Source organism: Anabaena sp. CCY 9613 (assembly GCF_963920895.1).
Classification (GTDB): domain Bacteria; phylum Cyanobacteriota; class Cyanobacteriia; order Cyanobacteriales; family Nostocaceae; genus Cyanocohniella.
Genome location: NZ_CAWUDE010000010.1, coordinates 1 through 16,490, shown reverse-complemented (window position 1 = coordinate 16,490; position 16,490 = coordinate 1). Strand labels below are relative to the sequence as shown.

Sequence of the window (16,490 nt, the reverse complement as noted above, 5' to 3'; positions counted from 1 at the left end):
CTAGCTGGAAGATTCCTTGATTTGTGGCTAAGAGGCGGTAGTGTGCCTAAAAATGTTAGTTTAATTTCTCTTCTGGTAGTTTGCAGCTTGTGGAGTATGCCCAAGGCAGTGAACGCACAAGCGTTGCTCCCCCATACTGTGCAGCTAGATGCAACAAAGTTGGAGCAACAAGGGTTGCGCCTAGCACAAGAAGCGGCTCAACTCGGTCAATTCCAGCAATTTGACTTGGCCTTACCACGGGCGAGATTGGCGAGTCAACTGGCTCCCAAAAATGAGAGAGTTTGGTTTCTTTTAGGTGGTTTGCATTTACAAGCTAAAGATTATGATGCAGCTACAAATGCATTGCAAAAAGCAAAATCTCTCAATCCTCAAAATCCGGACGTTGCATTTGCATTAGGTTCCGCTCAGTTCCAACAGCAAAAGTACCAAGCAGCGGCGGATTATTACAAGGAGGGCTTGAAGTTAAAACCTGATAATGCCGAGGGATTGTTTGATTTGGGTAATGCTTATTACATGATGGGTCGATTATCCGAAGCGATCGCCAATTATAATAAATCTTTCTCTCAAGATCAAAAATTCTGGCCCGCGATTAACAACATTGGTTTAATTAATTATGAACAGGGTAATATCGATGGGGCAATTAAGCAATGGCGTACCTCTGTGAATATCGACAAGCAAGCGGCAGAGCCTTTATTAGCCCTAGCTGTGGCACTATACAATAAAGGCGACCGCCAACAAGCTCTGTCAATGGGAGAAACTGCACTGCGTATCGATCAGCGCTATGGTGATTTGGATTTCCTCAAGGAAAACCTCTGGGGTGAACGTCTGTTATCTGATACAAAACAATTCTTAGAATTGCCGGGTATTCAAGCTGCTCTACAGCAACAGGATAACTCGTCAGCACCCAGATAAGACATAATTACTAGTTCGTAATTCGTCATTAAAGGTTCTAGTTGCTAGAAATATCAATGACGAATTATGCTGACAACAGAGCCTAGAGGCAAAAATTAAAAATCTTTGCTTTTTGCCTTTTATGACATTGACACTTGCCGAGTACTATCATTACATAGTACATGTATACTAAATAAAACGAGAATTATTCGCCCAGTGAATGCTTTGGGCGAATATTCTTGACAGCAGTAGTCAAGGTTTAGTGTATATCTGTAGGGAGAAGGGCAATAATTTGTTCAACAAACTTTTGATGATCGACAACAGGTTTAGAGATGTAGCCATCTGCACCACTTTGCTTGAGGAAGTTCTCGCGATCGCCTTCCATCGCATGGGCTGTTACCAGAATAACAGGTAAGTTTGCTGTTTTCGGGTCGGATTTCAACATTTGTGTAATTTTGATTCCGTCAACAGATTGACCTTGGTAAACGCTTCTAGAAAGAGAGACATCCATCAAAATTAGGTCTGCTTCTCCCGACTGAGCAATCTTGATTACTTCTTCCACATTTTCGGTATGTTTCACATCCAAACCTCCCCGTTTGGTCAAAATTTTAGAAAACACACGAGCGTTAATCAGATCGTCTTCAACAATTAAAACGGTTTTCATGAGAATTTTATATATAGAGGTGAGGGAGGTAACAAGCTGACTAAAACTGTTGTCTAGCTCCTTTTTAATCATCAATTTGCATTCCTGTCATCAAGGATAATACTACTGCTATTTATCCTTTGACTATCAAGATTGTGTTAGGAATCTCATTTCATCCGTTATGCTGTGTTTGCTACAGTGTTTCATTCAAGCGACCTTTGTGTAATTAAATTTCAGGGAAAAAACTCATGGCAAAACAGTTAAACCTTCTCCCCACGGGACAGGTAATCACAACAGCCCTGCACACGGAGATGCAACGGTCTTATCTAGAATATGCCATGAGTGTGATTGTTGGGCGAGCCTTACCAGATGTGCGTGATGGCTTAAAACCAGTGCATCGGCGGATTTTATATGCCATGCATGAACTAGGTTTAACGCCAGATAGACCCTATCGTAAGTGCGCCCGTGTAGTCGGAGATGTGCTGGGTAAATATCATCCTCATGGTGATCAATCAGTTTATGATGCCTTAGTCAGGTTAGTACAAGAATTTTCCTGCCGCTATCCCTTACTAGCAGGACATGGCAACTTTGGTAGCGTCGATAATGATCCCCCAGCCGCCATGCGTTACACAGAAACGCGTCTCGCACCCATCAGCTATGAGGGTATGCTGGCAGAAATTGGCGAAGAAACTGTAGAATTTATTGGTAATTTTGATAATTCCCAACAAGAACCTACAGTATTACCTGCTCAGTTGCCTTTTCTCTTACTAAATGGCTGTTCTGGCATTGCTGTGGGGATGGCCACAAATATTCCCCCACATAACTTGGGAGAATTAGTTGATGGCTTAATTGCCTTAATCGACCAACCAGATTTGTCAGATGAAAAATTATGGCAGATAATTCCCGGCCCTGACTTTCCCACCGGAGGAGAAATCGTTGGTAATTCAGGGATTCGGGAAGCATACACCAGTGGTAAGGGGGGAATTTTGCTGCGGGGAGTCGCCAACCTGGAGGAGATTGCACCTACCAGGGGTAGTAAGCGACGGACAGCAATTATTATCACCGAATTGCCTTATCAAGTGAATAAGGCTGGTTGGATTGAAAAAGTAGCAGACTTAGTAAATCAAGGACGAATACAAGGCATTTCTGATCTGCGGGACGAAAGCGATCGCGAAGGAATGCGAGTAGTAATTGAACTCAAACGTGATACCAATCCCCAAGAACTTCTTCAGAATTTGTATCACCAAACCGCCTTACAAAGTAACTTTGGGGCGATTCTTTTGGCTTTGGTGGATGGACAACCCCGCCAGTTAAGCTTGCGCCAGATGTTGCAGGAGTTTTTGAAATTCCGAGAGCATACGCTCAACCGTCGCTATAGTTATGAGTTAGGTAAGGCGGAAAGTCGGTTGCATATCGTGACAGGTTTGCTCAAAGCACTGTCTCAACTGGATCAGGTAATTGAAATTTTGCGCCAGGCTGCTGATGGTAGTACGGCAAAAATTAGCTTATGTAGCCGACTGGAATTGAGTGAGGAACAAGGCGATGCTATTCTAGCGATGCCATTACGCCGCCTCACCAATTTAGAAAAGCACAACTTGCAACAAGAGTTTGAACAACTCAGCGAACAAATTGCTTTACTGCAAATATTACTGAGCGATCGCCGAGAATTACTGAAAACACTGAAAAAAGATTTGCGATCGCTAAAGCGCAAATATAACAATCCTCGGCGGACTAAGCTCTTAACTCACATTAGTCCAGAGTTACCTCAAAATAAAGGAGCAGAAAAAAGTAAAAGCAAAGCCGCCGCAGCCGAACTACAAAATTTACCAACAGCTGAACCCGCAGAAGAAATTAGCTTGGAGTCTACCAACAGGGGATATGTGCGTCGCCTACCGTTGTCAGGGAAAAAGTCAAAAGTTGAAAACGGGCTGCATGAGAATGACTTCATTATCCAAACCGATATTACTAATACACATAAAGAGTTGCTGGTAATTACCAGTGGCGGTAAAGTCTACCCTGTGAATGTGGGCGATATTCCCCCCACTACTGGGCGTTCGCCACGGGGAACACCACTGATTACCATGCTCACAAGTACTGCTCAAGGCGCACAAGAAGCCGTAACCAGTCGCCTGATCCTGCCAGAAAATTTGGAAACAAGACAGATGGTTTTGTTAACTAAGCAGGGACGGATTAAGCGCTTGTCTTTGGGAGAATTGACAAACCTAACTCGTCGAGGAATTACAATTTTGAAGCTTAAAGAAGATGATGAATTGTTATTTACTCAGTTAACTACCCCCAAAGACCATCTAATTTTAGCTAGTTCAGGTGGGCGCGTGTTAAAATTCCCCGCCAATGATGAACAACTACCAATTATGGGCCGGACGGCAATGGGTTTACAAGCATTCCGACTACTGAAACACCAGCAAATGGTTGGTTGTGTCACTGTGGCTGGAGAAGATAACCTGTTGCTGGTGACTGAAGAAGGATATGCAAAACGCCTGTCTGTAAGTAGTTTAAAACGGGCTAATCGGGGTGATTTAGGCACACAATCGCTGAAATTTGCCAGTAAAACTGATAAATTAGCCGGAATGGTCAAGGCGATCGCCTCTGGGGAAGTAGCACTGGTGACTAATAAAGAGCGTGTCGTGCGAATAGATGTGGAGACAGTGCCTATTTTGGGTAGAGATGGCAAGGGTGAAAGCATTCTTGATCTCAACCATGATGAAAAAATTATCACTGTTGCCGAAGTGCGATCGCATCACTAACAACAAAAAAATCGGCGGTCATCCCATCCTTTCGAGGAATAGGAGCATAATTGTCCGCCGATTTATGCAAAAAATATTTTCATTTTTAGTAAATCTATCTGAGGATAGATGCTTTTTTTTGGTATCAATTAATTAAAATAAAGTCAATATTTAGCAATGAAAATATAAATAAACATAGCAATCCTGAAAAAGTTTGTTATATTAGTTTACATAAGGCAATAATACTTCGTAAATCTAGTTTGGAGTGCCAACCATGACAAACGCAACAAACGCTACTAATCAGGTAACCACAGACCGCAACGCTTGGTCTTGGGGCTTTACACCTCAAGCAGAAATTTGGAACGGTCGCCTAGCGATGATTGGCTTTTTAGCAGCTGCACTAATTGAGTTGTTTTCTGGTCAAGGCTTCCTTCATTTCTGGGGAATTCTGTAAGTCTAACTATACAGAATTAGCTAGATAAAACAATAAATAAAAACCTGGTAGTACAGTTGACCACCAGGTTTTTAGTTGTTTGTCATTAGACAAATGTCTATAGCTAATGACTAATGACTACCGGATATACTCCTTAAGTACACTGTTACGATTTGGGTGACGCAACTTACGCAGAGCCTTAGCCTCAATTTGTCGAATCCGTTCGCGGGTGACATTGAAAATTTGGCCAATTTCCTCAAGGGTTTTCATGCGCCCATCATCCAAACCATAGCGGAGTCTAAGAACATCACGTTCACGAGGGCTAAGGCTATCCAGGACTTTTTCTAGATCTTCACGCAAAAGGTTTTTAGAAACCTGATCTTCTGGTGTTTCACCATCGGATTCAATAAAATCACCCAATCGAGAATCTTCTTCTTTACCGATAGGCGTTTCTAGTGAAATGGGCAACTGGGCAGATTTAGCAATAAACCGTAACTTCTCGATGGTCATTTCCATGCGAGTAGCGATTTCTTCTTCTGTGGGTTTGCGACCCATTTCTTGAGATAACAACTTGGTAGTTTTCTTGATCCGCGAGATGGTTTCGTAGAGATGAACCGGAAGGCGGATAGTACGGGATTGATCAGCGATCGCACGGGTGATTGCTTGCCGAATCCACCATGTAGCGTATGTAGAAAACTTATAACCTTTTTCGTGGTCAAACTTTTCTGCGGCGCGAATCAAACCGAGACTACCTTCTTGAATTAAGTCTTGGAAGGACAAGCCACGATTCATGTATTTCTTGGCAATTGACACCACAAGACGGAGGTTTGATTGCACCATCTTATCTTTTGCCCTGCGGCCAATGTGCAGGCGATAACGAAACGCTGGCAATGGCAGTTGTACTGCTTCTGCCCATTCGCTGTCACGAGGATCGCGTTCTAATTGCTCAGAAAGTCTCTCCCGCACCCTTTCTAATTCCAGCAAATCAGCAATTTTCCGCGCCAGTTCGATTTCTTCGTCTGCCCGCAACAGGCGAATTCGACCAATTTCTTGCAAATAAAGGCGAATCGAATCTTCGGTGTAATGCTTTTTCTTACTTTGTGTCCGACGACGCGATTTAGCGGCTTTTCCAGACTTTGCGTCGTCCTCATCAGACTGAGGTTCTAAAAATTCATCGTCGCCGTCATCGTTAATCAGCAAGTCCTCTTCTTCTTCTTCTTCTTCGATTAAGAGTTCTAACTCGAGCTCAGGCTGATTCATTATTTCTAGGTCAGGCTGATAAATGCTTTCGAGTACGTTGTTAGCCTGGTTCATGCCGCGTTCCTCATGCTCCTTGCAGAATCAATTACTCAAGATGGGTTTACTGCTCTTTTAAATATGAGCTAGTTAATCACCGAAAATAGGGTTTTAGGCTGATTTCCCTATGATATTTTCGGATTTTTTGGTGTGTGTGAAAAGTCGCAGTTGATGCCGACTTAACTCACATTAGTTAAAAGTTATCTGTATTGTCTTAGCACACAACTTTTAACTTGCTTGTCTAAAAAAGACTGGTCTTAATGAAAAAATCTACCACTCCATATAAATAAAATATGACTGTTGGCATATTTTCCTATAAAGACTGTTCCGATTGTAGCCTGTTTCACAGAAATTGCACTCTTTTTGTGTATTAATCATGATGCCTTTAAGTAAGGTAAAGCCACTATTATCAAAAAGATCTGGGAAATGGTAGTCATACCCTTAAATTTTCTCTAAAGCTTTTTGGAATTTTAGTGACATCCTCTTTAGATTGACAGAAAAGCATATTCACCCTTATACAGTTTTAGGTATGATGCAAAACATTAATTACCTAGAAACAATGCTTTTCATGTTAGCTTAGGCCAGAAATATTAATGCACCCATTTTTACAATTCCTTCATATATGAATCAGTTTTTAGGTTACACGGGGCTGACCACAGACTAAATCAAGCAATAATAGTGATGCTCCTCTCAATACATTTAACTGGATAAATGCCAAAGACCTGAACTAAGGAGTTGAGGCTATGGCGGCATCAGCCAAAAGGCGATCAATTGAGATTTGACTAATTTGGTCTTATTCACACATTAGCGCACTGCTGAGATTTCCACCCTATGAAACTTGACAAACTGTTCTTATTGTATCCACCGATATTTTAATCAATTCAGCAGAGATTTGACAGTTAAAATTACAGATATTTGCTTACTTAAGGCAAATCTTTATCGGATACAGGCAAAACAATCATCTTCACTCCTGTAAAACTGGAAGAGATTAGCAAGTTGCTATCTAGTGTTAGCAGGGAGAAGTTAAAATCTAAAACAGTTATATTGTCGCTGAAAAATCTATTTGCAAACTTAATTTGCGTAATTGAATTGTTAAATTTAATACTGCCACCCCAAGGAAAATATTGTGATTTTTTGATATTCAATCCTTAAGAAATTTAGCTAATGCAAATTTGTGGACAATATTGACATTTGCTATTCAAGCATAACAAATGCTTTTCTAACTTGTGCAAGTCATGAACTCAACACTTAGGAAGATGAATTGAATAACAGACAAATCTTGTTTTTGACATCACCCCGTCTTTCCTTTGTCAGGATAGGGGTTGGGGGTGAGGGTCTGTATTTTATTAAATCCGCATTCATTAGCTAGAAACCGAGAGACTTGAGATATACATCTCTATCACCCTCAAGCACTTTTTTAAGTATTCTTAATGAAAAGCTTGACAGCATTCTTTATTTATGCATTTACTCACCATAAAAAACTGATAGTTTTAGTAATCTAATGTTTATGTATTCTATCAAACAATTTTCACAGACTAAAATGCACAAAAAAATTTCCCCGGTATTTTTTCTGAATCTTTAACCGGGGAGTCTTGCCTAATTTAAATTAGTGTGGTATTCAATTGTTCTGCAAACTAGCAGGAAAATTGGGTGGCAGAATTACTTGGTCAACTGTGTGGACAACGCCATTTTTAGCTGGGATATCTGCCTGAGTTACCCTGGCATCATTAACGGTGATTGTATTGGTAGCATTATCGACATTGATAGTAACAGGGGTACCTTCAACTGTGTTGACTTCTCCTGATGTCAGTTGGCTAGAGGTAACTTGCCCAGGTACAACATGGTAGGCAAGTAACTTCGTTAATTCTTCTTTGTTTTCTGGCCGCAAGAGATTATCTAAAGTGCCGGCGGGTAAGGCAGCAAAGGCGGCGTCAGTAGGTGCAAAAACTGTGTAAGGCCCTGGGGTTGTCAATTGATCCTGTAAGCCTGCGGCTTCCACTGCCCGTGTTAAAGTTTGAAACTGTCCTTCTCTGGCGGCGGCTTGTGATAGTTCGGCTAAATTAAGGTCAGCAGTTGTTTCTGTACGCGTATCGGCAACAGGAGGAGCAGTAGCAGTTGGAGTTTCTGTGACAGGAGGCGCAGCCGGGGGGACTTCTGTCACAGTTCGAGGGGCGCAGGCCGATAGAGCAACTATGCTCCCTACACCAAGAATATTGAACAATGCTTTTGCTATTGTATTTTGACTGACTTTCATAGCTCTGAGTAAAGTCCTGTTAAGTAGGGAATTACTGACCATAGTCAATAATTTTATGGATATCGTTCCTCAGCCTAACGACGTAATTTATTAAACATCTAAATCAAGATGTATTTTTTGATAAATAAGTTTAATTAAGTTTTCAGAACACAGTAATTTACACCGATTCTTTGCTACAAAAGCATTTTGCTATATTTCTTACAATAATTTAATTTTCTAAATCAACTGACTTTTGTAAAAGTACATCCATCAGAAGAGATAAGATATAGTCTTTTAAATTTTTGCCTTGGTAGAGATACCTGATAAAAATCACAAAAAATAATGGGTAATTTTCTCACAATTACCCACCATAAATTAATTAGCAATTTCACTGCAAATTTTTAAATAGTGCAGAGAAAACTGATATTAGCTTGATATTAGATATCTAGATCAGTGAAGTTGAGTTTAGAGCCATAGGTTTCGATAAATTCGCGTCTTGGTGCCACACGATCGCCCATTAAAATTGTAAAAATACGATCAGCTTCGGCAGCGTCTTCGATTTCCACTTGCTTCATTTTGCGAGATTCTGGGTTCATGGTAGTGTCCCAGAGTTGTTGTGGCATCATTTCACCCAAACCTTTGAAGCGTTGGATGTTGTAGTTGGCATTACTGGGAAGAGTCCCCAGGTACTGTTGTAGTTCACGTTCGCTATAACAGTATTCATGATTGCGTCCCCGTTCTACTTTAAACAGTGGAGGACAGGCAATATATATAAAACCTTGTTCGATGAGCGATCGCTGATACCGATAGAAGAAAGTTAACAACAGTGTCCGGATATGGGCCCCATCGACGTCAGCGTCGGTCATGATGACGATCCGATGGTAACGCAATTGGGAAACATCGAATTCATCACCTTTTACGCCCAAACCCAAGGCTGTAATTAACGATTGAACTTCGTTATTTTTGTAGATTTTAGCGTCGTCAGTTTTTTCGATGTTCAGGATTTTACCACGTAGAGGCAAGATGGCTTGGGTACGGCGATCGCGTCCTTGTTTAGCACTACCACCCGCTGAGTCGCCTTCCACAATAAAGATTTCCGACTCGCTGGGGTCACGAGAACTGCAATCTGCTAACTTACCAGGTAATGGCGAAGATTCGAGAACAGATTTCCGTCGCACTAATTCCCGCGCATGACGGGCGGCTTCTGCGGCTTTAAAGGCTTGAATAGCTTTATCTAAAATCGAGTCAGCGATACCAGGATGAAATTCTAAGTACTCAGTCAGAACTTCTCCCACCAAAGAATCGACAATACCCCGAACTTCGGTGTTACCAAGCTTGGTTTTGGTTTGTCCTTCAAATTCAGGATCGGGGACTTTCACCGAAATGACTGCTGTTAAACCTTCGCGGACATGTTCGCCACTGAGGTTAGATTCATTTTCTTTAATTTTATTGCGCTTACGGGCGATCGCATTTAATGTCCGCGTCAGCACCGCCTTCAAACCTTCTAGGTGTGTACCACCATCAACGGTGCGAATATTATTGGCAAAACCCAGCACGTTATCTGTATACGCGTCAGTACACCACTGTAAAGAAACTTCTACTTGTACATTGTTGCGTTCTCCCTGCACATAAATAATTTCTTCATGCAGTGGTTGCTTCTCACGGTTCATGTAAGCAATGTACTCTTTGATGCCACCCTTGTATTCGTAGGTTTCTATCCTGGGTGTATCACTTTTGAGAAGTTCTAACCGATAATCGCCAAAGGTAATTTTGACGCCGGCATTTAGATATGCCAACTCCCGCAGGCGGCCCGATAAAGTAATGTAATCAAACTCAATGCTGTTAGTAAAGATTTGGGTATCTGGCTTAAACTTGACAGAAGTTCCGGTTCTCCCCTCTTTTTCTGGTTTGACTTGCAGTTCGGTAACAGGTAAACCTCGTTCATAACGCTGGACATGAACTTTGTGATCTCGCCAAACTGTGACTTCCACCATTTCCGACAGGGCGTTCACCACAGAAATACCCACCCCGTGTAATCCTCCAGAAACCTTGTAGCCACCACCGCCGAATTTTCCCCCAGCGTGGAGTACTGTTAATACAGTTTCTAAAGCCGATTTACCCGTTCGTGAGTGAGTATCGGTAGGAATACCCCGACCATCATCTGTTACAGTCACGGAACCATCGGCATTGATCTCTACCTCTATATGAGAGCAGTGACCTGCCAAAGCTTCATCAATAGAGTTATCTACCACCTCGTAAACTAAATGGTGGAGTCCTCGCGGCCCGGTGGTACCGATGTACATCCCTGGTCGTTTACGGACGGCTTCCAGACCTTCCAGAACTTGAATCTGATCGGCACTGTAACTGCTCGTCATGAAAATTCTCCTGATGCGTGGGTTTGAAATCGCCCAAAAACAAAAAAGTCTAAAACACACCAAGATTCTAACACAAAAGGCTTACTGGCGACTGTAGGGCATTTTTGGGAGAAGTTTACATAGGGGATGTATCCCCATAAGTTTTTTGAATTGATTGCCCCAGGATTTCAAATTTCATCAATGTGAAGGGTGGGGAGTAGGGAGTGGGGAATGGGGGAATACTTTGGGATACTATTATATATTTGTCATAAAAGTTAACTTCAAGAATGGTGGTAAAACCATTGCTTTTGCTAAGAGACATTAAAAAACTTCAAGATTCTAACACAAAAGGTTTACTGCCACCTGCAAGGCATTTTTATGAGAAGTTGATACAGGGGATGTTACCCGATAAAAGTTCAAGATACAAAGCAAAGAATCACAACTGACTACTGAGTTAATGACGAAATTGATTGTAATTTGTGGTGCTACTGCTACGGGTAAGTCAGGTTTGGCAGTGAATTTGGCTATTGGCGGGGATTCTGTAATTCTCAGCGCAGATTCGCGTCAAGTTTACCGTGAGTTTGATATTGGTACAGCCAAGCCCACATTGGCAGAACAGAAATTAGTCCCACATTATTTAATAGATATCTGCGAACCGACAAACACGATGACTGTGGCTGACTATCAAGAGCAAGCACAAAGTTTAATTACAGCGTTACCGGCTAATCCATTGTTGTTGGTTGGAGGTACTGGTTTATACATTCGTTCCATTGTTCAAGGGATGAAAATTCCCAAAGTTGCACCAGATAAGACATTGCGATCGCAGTTAGAATCTCTTGGTCAAAGTACACTTTATGGCATACTACAACAAGTAGATGCCATCGCAGCGCAAAAAATTCATCCTCATGATATTGTGCGAACCTTACGAGCATTAGAGGTATTTTATATTACTGGTAAGCCAATCTCTAAGCAACAAGGAGAAAACCCACCCAATTATCCGATTTTGCAAATTGGTTTAGATTGTGAACTAGACAAGCTAGAAAAACGTATTCACAAGCGTACTGAGCAAATGATAGCTGATGGCTTGGTGGCTGAGGTGGAATATCTTTGTCAAAAGTACGGTGCTGATTTACCTTTGTTGAATACTTTGGGATATCAAGAAATTAAGCAATATTTAGCTGGGGAAATTTCTTTGGATGAGGCGAAAAAATTAACAGTTTTACATACGCGACAATTTGCCAAGCGTCAGCGTACTTGGTTTCGGGCGTATCCGCAAATTGAGTGGTTTGATGCGGATGATCCTGATTTGTTGGAGAAGGTTCAAGGGCGAGTAGAAGAATTTTGTAATTCGCCCAATGACACAAAGTGTTTTTAATGGTTCGCAAGGTTACGTCCTGCGGTAAAAATAAGCCATACAGAGGTGTACGAGAAAGTAATCAAACTGTCCCAGGAAGTGGGATGGCTGCGCGGGTTCTTCCTTGAGAAGATCAAGGTAGCAATACCAGAGACGCTGTGTAAGACCATGATCGGGTTTAGTCCCGAATATCTTTGTGATATACCCAACGTGGCAACGACGAATGAGACGCGAAACGATGATGGTTGTTTTACTGAAGCTCCGGTTTCAGCGAAGCAAGCCGGAGTACTTCACAGAGTATCAGGATCTATGCCCATAGCGCGAAGTCTTTCTGCTAGCAGTTGGACGCGTTGTTCGGCTTGTTCTGCGCGTTGATGTTCTTGTTCTGCGCGTTGATGTTCTTGTTCTGCGCGTTCATCTCCAGTAGGTAAAACAGTTTTGTCTTGGTAGCACCAGCGTAACCATGTATCTTGTCTACCTTCAAATTCGCCTGACCACAAAGTGATACCTAAACCGACTTGTTCTAACCAAGTTTCTGACGTTTCAAAGTAGCGTCTTCCCCTGAGTTCATACACCCGCAGTATTTTTTCTCCTAATTGCTGCGTCGGATCATAGACAATGTAGTAACTCGCCCGCATATGCTCATAAATTCTTAGTTTTTTGCCTAGTTCATCGCCTTCTTTATTAGAGACAATTTCTAGTACAACTTCTGGGGGTTTACCAAAACGCCACACCATATAACAACGATTGTTTTTTTCCCACCAATTGTCGGGAACTTGGACATCTAAGCTCAGAAAAACGTCTGGTACAATTGCAGGCTGAAGGTCTGTATAGTAAATACCTACATTAGCTTCAGCTAACAAAATTTGGTTTTGTAAAGAACTGTAAAGAGAACCAACTAATAGGCGTTGTTGTTTGGCAGATGCGAAATTGTCCACAGGTGTATCATCTTCAGTGATTAGCTGGTTGGCATCTGGTATGTAGAAGTCATCTTCATTGATGAGAATTTGCTCAACCATGATTTTATCGACTATCTAAAAGCGTTACTTCTAGCTTAGTTGATTCGTAAACAAGCCTTATATTTTTAATTAGAGGCCATTCATATTTAACTTTTAGCTAAAGATAAATCCGGTGTCAGCCTTTGTAAAACTTGTTTAAATACCATTGCTGTCCAATCAATATCGGCTGCGGTGGTGTCACGTCCCAAGGTTATGCGAACTCCTCCTAAGGCAGCTTGTTGGGAATAACCCATTGCTAGAAGTATGGGACTGGGGCTAAGTTTACCACTGTGACAAGCAGAGCCAGCACTAATGCCAATACCAGCCAAATTCATTTGTCGTACTAAGGCTTTACCACTGAGTTTTTTACCGTCGGCGTGTTCTAAAGAGAAACTCAAGTGATGTGGTAAGCGATGCTGAAAATCTCCTGTGGGTATTAAACCAGGAATATCTGCTAACTGAGCAAACAAGCGATCGCGTAACTTAATTAATCGGGGCGTTTCTTGGGGTAGTTCTTGGGTGGCTAATTCTGCGGCTACTCCAAACCCGGCGATCGCAGGTACGGCTTGTGTCCCCGAACGTAATCCTCTTTCTTGTCCACCACCAGCTAATAAGGGTACTAAATCCACTCCAGGACGGACGTACAAAGCCCCAGCCCCTTGTGGCCCATATATTTTATGGCTAGAAAGGCTCAATAAGTCTACAGGGAGTTGTTGTACATCTATAGGTAAGCGTCCGCTGACTTGCACCGCATCGGTATGAAATAAAACCCCATGTGAACGCGCAATATTACCTAATTCGGTAATTGGTTGCACTGTGCCAATTTCACTTTGACCGTAAATTACAGACACTAAAACTGTATTATCTTGCAACGCTGTCTTTAAATCTAAGGGGTTGACTCTGCCTTTGCTATCTACCTCAAGGCGCGTCACTTCCCAACCCCACCTCTCCAATAACCGCGCAGGTTCAGTAATGGCGGAATGTTCCACACGGGAAATAATTATGTGTTGCGGCGCAGTATACAATCGGGCAACACCCATAATAGCAAGATTATCTGCTTCGGTTCCACCAGCCGTAAAAATAATTGATTCTGGATCAGCAGCATTAATTAAGCCTGCAACTTGCATTCTCGCTTGTTCCACAATTGTAGCTGCCCGTTGTCCCCACTCATGCAAACTAGAAGGATTGCCCCATTGTTGGTTGAGGACTGCTTGCATAGCTGCGATCGCCTCTGGGCGAGTGGGAGTAGTAGCGCTGTAATCTAGGTATATTTGCATATCACACACTGTCAACGAGTTAGAGGCGCTTAGGCTAGGGGCTAGTAACCTGATTTAATTGGGAACTGCTATACCTACTATTTTCAGCATATACAGAGCAGTTGGTAAATCCTGAAAACATCTGAATCATTCTGTATCAATGGGTGGATTTTTTCACACTATTTATCTGGCTATTTATCTACCAAATTTGGCATACTTCAGTTTGGCGAATATAAATGTGTTCATATCCCATCTATTTTTAGCAGATTACCGTGCATATTTTTCCTCAACGCAAGTATGTTTTTCTCTTCTTTTTGATAGTAGCGATCGCAGCTTGTCAAAGAGTCCAATCTTCTAGTCAACGGCTGGCCCCATTACCGCAAGATCCATTGGTTCAAGTTTATTTTAATCATTCTCAATCCTCAGAATACCAAGAACCTTATCGCCAGCAAACTCGCCCTGGGGATAACTTAGAACAGCAGATTATTGATGCTATTTCTCAAGCTAAGTCTACGGTGGATGTAGCAGTACAAGAATTACGGTTGCCAAAAATATCTCAAGCCCTAGCAAAGAAACACCAAGAGGGGATCAAAGTGAGAGTGATTTTAGAAGATAACTATAATCGCCCTTGGAGTAGCTTAACACCCGATGAAGTGCAAAAATTAGCTCCTAGAGAACAAGCACATTATCAAGAATTTGTTCAATTTGCCGACCTCAATCAAGATCATAAACTCAGCCAAGATGAAATTAATCAACGTGATGCCTTGGTTATTTTAAATAATGCCCAAGTACCCTGGATAGATGACAGAGCCGATGGTTCTGCTGGTAGTAATTTGATGCATCACAAATTTGTGATTGTCGATAATCGTTTGGTAATTAAAACTTCAGCTAATTTTACGTTGAGTGATGTCCACGGTGATTATACCAATCCGAGTAGTTTGGGCAATGCTAATAATTTTATGCAAATAGACAGTCCTGAACTAGCTGCCTTATTTACCGAAGAATTTAATATTATGTGGGGGGATGGCCCAGGAGGTAAGCCAGATAGTCGATTTGGTCTAAAAAAGCCATTGCGATCGCCTCAAATAATTACCTTAGGTGAAACTAAAATTACCATCTATTTTTCGCCTACTTCACCTACTCAACCTTGGAGTAAATCTAGCAATGGTTTAATTGGGAAAACTTTAGATGCTGCAACTAAATCTATTGATATGGCATTGTTTGTTTTTTCTGAACAGCGTCTTTCTAACATTTTAGAAACTCGTCATCAAAAAAATATCCCCATTCGGGCTTTAATTGATTCCCAATTTGCTTACCGTTACTATAGTGAAGGTTTAGACATGATGGGAGTGGCGCTAAGTAATAATTGTCAATATGACGTTGATAATAAGCCTTGGAAAAACCCTATTACTACCGTTGGCATACCTACCTTAGCTAAAGGTGATTTGTTACATCACAAATTTGCTGTCATCGATCAAAAAACTGTAATTGCTGGTTCTCACAATTGGTCAGCATCTGCCAATCATGGTAATGATGAAACAGTTTTAGTAATTGACAGTCCCACTGTTGCAGCCCATTATGTCCGCGAATTTGACCGTCTTTATGCTGATGCTAGACTAGGCGTACCGCCATCTGTTCAACAAAGAATTGCAGATGAGAAGAAACAGTGTCCTCAGATAGAAGCACCAACATCATTAATTAAACAGGTAAATATCAATACAGCAACTTTAGAAGAATTAATCACGCTTCCGGGTATTGGTCAGCAGTTAGCACAAAGGATAATCAATGCCCGTCAGCAGCAGAAATTTACATCTTTGGCAGATTTAACAAAAGTTCCGGGAATTAGCACCAGAATGACAGAAAAATGGCATGATTATATTAGTTGGTAATTAAATTATAGCAATTGTAATTTTTATTTCTAATTACAGAAAGAGGGAATTTAAATTTTACTTTCTGAGGATATACCCAAACAAGTTATCAGGAATAAGAGTGGGTTTATGCCTGACAAAATAAATGAATTACCACAAGAAATCAGAGAACAATTACCTGAACACGCCCAGCAGATTTTTGTGGCCGCATTCGATGCAGCCCAAAAAAATGGCATGAGCGAAGATGACGCCCGTGATGTTGCTTGGAATAGTGTCAGGAATGAATACGAACAAGAAAATGATGGTAAATGGCACAGAAAACCTGAAGATCCAGCCATCCACAACAAGTCAATTCAGTCTGGCGGTAAGTGAAGTACTCCGGCTTGCTTCGCTGAAACCGGAGCTTCAGTAAAACAACCA

At 41.6% G+C, this 16,490-nt stretch carries 12 protein-coding genes; 6 read left to right on the top strand and 6 right to left on the bottom strand.

The window, feature by feature from the left end:
- The first annotated feature begins 42 nt into the window (after positions 1-42).
- Positions 43-912, top strand: coding sequence for a tetratricopeptide repeat protein (locus tag ACM0OT_RS13285; protein WP_414564957.1), 870 nt, complete (start codon positions 43-45; stop codon positions 910-912).
- A 238-nt stretch (positions 913-1,150) separates the two neighbouring features.
- Here the strand turns inward: ACM0OT_RS13285 and ACM0OT_RS13280 are convergent, their stop codons facing one another.
- Entirely contained in the window at positions 1,151-1,555 is a 405-nt protein-coding gene (locus ACM0OT_RS13280) for a response regulator (protein ID WP_414542363.1), read from the bottom strand.
- Positions 1,556-1,782: 227 nt separating this feature from the next.
- On the opposite strand from ACM0OT_RS13280, the gene gyrA reads away from it, so the two are divergent.
- Positions 1,783-4,299, top strand: a complete 2,517-nt coding sequence (gene gyrA, locus ACM0OT_RS13275) for a DNA gyrase subunit A (protein ID WP_414564814.1) — start codon at positions 1,783-1,785, stop codon at positions 4,297-4,299.
- A 253-nt stretch (positions 4,300-4,552) separates the two neighbouring features.
- A complete protein-coding gene (locus ACM0OT_RS13270) occupies positions 4,553-4,732 on the top strand; it encodes a chlorophyll a/b-binding protein (protein WP_414542365.1) in 180 nt (59 codons plus the stop codon).
- A gap of 117 nt (positions 4,733-4,849) precedes the next feature.
- On the opposite strand, the gene rpoD is transcribed toward ACM0OT_RS13270, so the two are convergent.
- From rpoD to gyrB, 3 genes are all read right to left on the bottom strand, one after another.
- A complete protein-coding gene (gene rpoD / locus ACM0OT_RS13265; protein ID WP_414542366.1) occupies positions 4,850-6,025 on the bottom strand; it encodes an RNA polymerase sigma factor RpoD in 1,176 nt (391 codons plus the stop codon).
- Positions 6,026-7,625: 1,600 nt separating this feature from the next.
- Entirely contained in the window at positions 7,626-8,261 is a 636-nt protein-coding gene (locus tag ACM0OT_RS13260) for a fasciclin domain-containing protein (protein WP_414564813.1), read from the bottom strand.
- Positions 8,262-8,677: 416 nt separating this feature from the next.
- On the bottom strand, positions 8,678-10,615 hold the full coding sequence (gyrB, locus tag ACM0OT_RS13255) for a DNA topoisomerase (ATP-hydrolyzing) subunit B (protein ID WP_414564812.1): 1,938 nt from the start codon (positions 10,613-10,615) through the stop codon (positions 8,678-8,680).
- A gap of 436 nt (positions 10,616-11,051) precedes the next feature.
- On the opposite strand from gyrB, the gene miaA reads away from it, so the two are divergent.
- Positions 11,052-11,969 (top strand): tRNA (adenosine(37)-N6)-dimethylallyltransferase MiaA, encoded by a 918-nt coding sequence (gene miaA / locus ACM0OT_RS13250; protein ID WP_414564811.1) that lies wholly within the window; start codon positions 11,052-11,054, stop codon positions 11,967-11,969.
- A gap of 269 nt (positions 11,970-12,238) precedes the next feature.
- Here the strand turns inward: miaA and ACM0OT_RS13245 are convergent, their stop codons facing one another.
- Together ACM0OT_RS13245 and ACM0OT_RS13240 are read right to left on the bottom strand one after the other, a co-directional pair.
- Positions 12,239-12,967: a Uma2 family endonuclease gene (locus ACM0OT_RS13245; protein WP_414564810.1), complete on the bottom strand. Its 729-nt coding sequence runs from the start codon at positions 12,965-12,967 to the stop codon at positions 12,239-12,241.
- Positions 12,968-13,053: 86 nt separating this feature from the next.
- Entirely contained in the window at positions 13,054-14,223 is a 1,170-nt protein-coding gene (locus ACM0OT_RS13240) for a cysteine desulfurase family protein (protein WP_414564809.1), read from the bottom strand.
- 251 nt (positions 14,224-14,474) lie between these two features.
- Between ACM0OT_RS13240 and ACM0OT_RS13235 the strand changes: the two genes are divergently transcribed.
- Positions 14,475-16,091 (top strand): phospholipase D-like domain-containing protein, encoded by a 1,617-nt coding sequence (locus ACM0OT_RS13235; RefSeq protein ID WP_414564808.1) that lies wholly within the window; start codon positions 14,475-14,477, stop codon positions 16,089-16,091.
- A gap of 108 nt (positions 16,092-16,199) precedes the next feature.
- On the top strand, positions 16,200-16,442 hold the full coding sequence (locus ACM0OT_RS13230) for a ChaB family protein (RefSeq protein ID WP_414564807.1): 243 nt from the start codon (positions 16,200-16,202) through the stop codon (positions 16,440-16,442).
- Positions 16,443-16,490 lie beyond the last annotated feature (48 nt).

Excerpts from the sequence above, each read along its gene's own strand:
- gyrB (WP_414564812.1), bottom strand. The coding sequence starts at position 10,615 with ATGACGAGCAGTTACAGTGCCGATCAGATTCAAGTTCTGGAAGGTCTG.
- ACM0OT_RS13270 (WP_414542365.1), top strand. The coding sequence starts at position 4,553 with ATGACAAACGCAACAAACGCTACTAATCAGGTAACCACAGACCGCAAC.
- gyrA (WP_414564814.1), top strand. The coding sequence starts at position 1,783 with ATGGCAAAACAGTTAAACCTTCTCCCCACGGGACAGGTAATCACAACA.
- ACM0OT_RS13280 (WP_414542363.1), bottom strand. The coding sequence starts at position 1,555 with ATGAAAACCGTTTTAATTGTTGAAGACGATCTGATTAACGCTCGTGTG.
- ACM0OT_RS13260 (WP_414564813.1), bottom strand. The coding sequence starts at position 8,261 with ATGAAAGTCAGTCAAAATACAATAGCAAAAGCATTGTTCAATATTCTT.
- rpoD (WP_414542366.1), bottom strand. The coding sequence starts at position 6,025 with ATGAACCAGGCTAACAACGTACTCGAAAGCATTTATCAGCCTGACCTA.
- ACM0OT_RS13240 (WP_414564809.1), bottom strand. The coding sequence starts at position 14,223 with ATGCAAATATACCTAGATTACAGCGCTACTACTCCCACTCGCCCAGAG.
- ACM0OT_RS13230 (WP_414564807.1), top strand. The coding sequence starts at position 16,200 with ATGCCTGACAAAATAAATGAATTACCACAAGAAATCAGAGAACAATTA.
- ACM0OT_RS13245 (WP_414564810.1), bottom strand. The coding sequence starts at position 12,967 with ATGGTTGAGCAAATTCTCATCAATGAAGATGACTTCTACATACCAGAT.
- miaA (WP_414564811.1), top strand. The coding sequence starts at position 11,052 with ATGACGAAATTGATTGTAATTTGTGGTGCTACTGCTACGGGTAAGTCA.